Raw genomic sequence first — 2,827 nt, 5'->3', positions numbered from 1 at the left:
ACCGAGAGCGTGACCAGTGCCGCAACGGCCACCGTGACCAACGTCAACGACGATCCGACCGGATCCGTCACCATCGCCGGAACCGCTGCTGAAGATCAAACTCTCACGGCAGCCAACACCCTGGCAGATGAAGACGGGCTGGGCACGATCGCTTACCAGTGGAAACGCGATGGCGTCGACATCAGCGGCGCGAGCGGCAGCACCTACACGCTTACCCAAGACGATGTCGGCGCGGTCATCACCGTGGCAGCAACCTATACCGATGGTGAAGGCACGACCGAGAGCGTGACCAGTGCCGCAACGGCCACCGTGACCAACGTCAACGACGATCCGACCGGATCCGTCACCATCGCCGGAACCGCTGCTGAAGATCAAACTCTCACGGCAGCCAACACCCTGGCAGATGAAGACGGGCTAGGCACGATCGCTTACCGGTGGAAACGCGATGGCGCCGACATCAGCGGCGCGAGCGGCAGCACCTACTTGCTTACCCAGGACGATGTCGGCGCGGTCATTACCGTCGCCGCCAGCTATACCGATGGTGAAGGCACAACCGAGAGCGTGACCAGTGCTGCAACGGCCACCGTGACCAACGTCAACGACGATCCGACCGGATCCGTCAGTATCGTGGGAGCAGCAACACAAGGCCAAACTCTGACTGCGACAAACACTCTCGCGGACGAAGATGGGCTTGGAAGCATTTCCTACCAGTGGAAACGCAATGGCGTCGACATTGCAGGAGCGACCGGCGACACCTACACTCTGTCCGAAGAAGACGTAGGAGCCACCATTACCACAGAAGCTAGCTATTTCGATGGCGAGGGAACTACCGAGGTCGTCCTCAGTGAGGGCACGACCGCGATCCGGTATGGCGACCTCCACCAGGTAGGAACCTCCGATGATGATAAAATGCGCGGGCGCTACGGCGATGACGCTTTAACCGGCGGCAAAGGCGAGGACAGCATTATCGGTGGCTGGGGGCACGACACTCTGAAGGGCAACACCGGATCCGACAGCCTTCATGGCTGGAAAGGTGACGACCTTCTCCTGGGCGGCAAGGACGATGACGCTCTCTACGGAGGCAAAGGAAACGACACCCTTAAAGGCGGAACGGGTAACGACTTGCTCTTAGGTCGCCTCGACAACGATGTGATTGCAGGCGGTAAAGGTAGAGACACACTCAAAGGGGGGAAAGGAGATGATTTCCTGACCGGAGGATTTGGAGCGGACACTTTTGTATTTGGTCGCGATCACGGAAACGATACGATCACAGACTTCGGCCAAGGGAATGATTTGATTGAAATCATTCGTGGGGCAAAGTCTTTGGAGCAGGTAACGTTTTCGCAAGATGGCAACGATGTTTTGCTCTCATTCGGCTCAACCACTGTGCTGGTAGAAAGCACGACGGTTGCCGAGTTGAATGACGCGGATCATTTCCTTTTCACTTGAACCAGCAGGACACCGCGATGACTTGAAGTTACGTCTTGCGACACTTTTCCATCACGGCGCCGCTCCACATGAAATAGCTGTCAGTGGAGCGGCACAAGAAGCTCAGAAAGATGTCCGATCTTTGTTAAGGCAGCGCTGTATAGCTACGCATTCATTGGTCATCCAATGAGAAAAATCAGCCCAATTCAGACGTTCGCACGATGCGCGGCGTCGCCCTCGCCGCGAGCGCGAAGGATCCAGCCAGATTTCCCGAGAGCAGACCTCCAGGGCTGCACAGTTGACCAGGGCGATGCTGCGCCCCGCTCGAAGGTCGGAGGGGGCGCAGAGAGCGACCTTTGCAAACTCGGCCGTCTGACGAAACCATCCGAAGTTCTTTTGCTGCGCGGCGGCCCGCGGTACCCGCCGTTCGCTGCGACAGCGAGGGTATGGAAACGGTGACCTCACACGTTGCGGGCATTTCTGCCATTAGCTGCACCCGTAATCTGCAACGCCGGAGCGACGGCCGCGCGCATTGAACGGGCAGCCAGCGCGCTTTCTTTCGTTGGCAGGAAAGAGCATAAGGCTGCCGGTTAAGATGCGGCTCTCACCTTATGTAATGTCAGAAGATATCCGCGGCCACTTTGGCGACAGGTATGCTCACCTGAAAAAACAAAACGCCCGCTAGAACGAGTGCGATAGAAATTTGAATCCAAGCTGTTTTCCATTCCTTCCGCCCTTTTAATGCCGCAAGGACGAGCAACCACGAAATAAAGGCGCAAACAACAAGGATCACTGCAGCCACTGCGGAGAAGGCTGTCGCCAAGGAAAGCAGCGGCCAAGAAGCCGAAATAAACGACGACGCTACAGTTGTGAGAGCGATCGCTAGCGCTATGCAACTTAAAAGCTCGAACCAAGCTGTGGGGCTCTTAGGCCAGCCATCGTGTTCGAAAATCTTCATTTTTCACTCCATTTTTTTTGTGGATAGGTCACATATCAACCTGACTGACACGGAAAAGTCGCCGAAGAAATAAACCTTGCAACCCGTGTCCATAATCCCACACTAAGCGCGTATAAGGCTTAACCTTTCCCTGCAATTCGCTCGTAAATTACAAGATACTACAGATAGGAATTGGCCATTCTGAATGGCGCTAAATGCCTGTGCTGCGCAGAGCCAGAAAGTCGTTTCAATGCTGCCAGAGGGCGAATGCTCGCGCGGCTAAGGCTCCGCCAGCACGCAGTCGTTTGGGCGCACTTCCGCTGGGGAGCCTGATCTGACTGGTCCGGTTTGATTGTTAGTGCATGACTGGCCTTTGGTCCATCGGGACGATGGTTTCTGGCGCAGGCGGCCGGTATCCCAAGGCGCTGTGGGGGCGCTTGGTGTTGTAGTGTTTCCTCCAAC

The 2,827-nt window shown here is 56.3% G+C and carries 2 protein-coding genes and 1 pseudogene; 1 reads left to right on the top strand and 2 read right to left on the bottom strand.

The annotated features are described in order from the left end of the window. Window positions 1-1,449, top strand: a pseudogene (locus tag AB9K35_RS00260) (hypothetical protein); the annotation flags it as partial. A 598-nt stretch (window positions 1,450-2,047) separates the two neighbouring features. Here AB9K35_RS00260 and AB9K35_RS00255 read toward each other — a convergent pair. Continuing rightward, window positions 2,048-2,386: a hypothetical protein gene (locus AB9K35_RS00255; RefSeq protein WP_369923933.1), complete on the bottom strand. Its 339-nt coding sequence runs from the start codon at window positions 2,384-2,386 to the stop codon at window positions 2,048-2,050. A 334-nt stretch (window positions 2,387-2,720) separates the two neighbouring features. Next, the coding region (locus tag AB9K35_RS00250; RefSeq protein WP_221831035.1) for an integrase core domain-containing protein at window positions 2,721-2,827 on the bottom strand (107 nt) is incomplete at its 5' end.

The organism is Leisingera sp. XS_AS12 (assembly GCF_041224635.1).
Classification (GTDB): Bacteria; Pseudomonadota; Alphaproteobacteria; order Rhodobacterales; family Rhodobacteraceae; genus Leisingera.
Note: the sequence above shows the minus strand (reverse complement) of the source record. Positions and strands in the feature narration are given on the sequence as shown.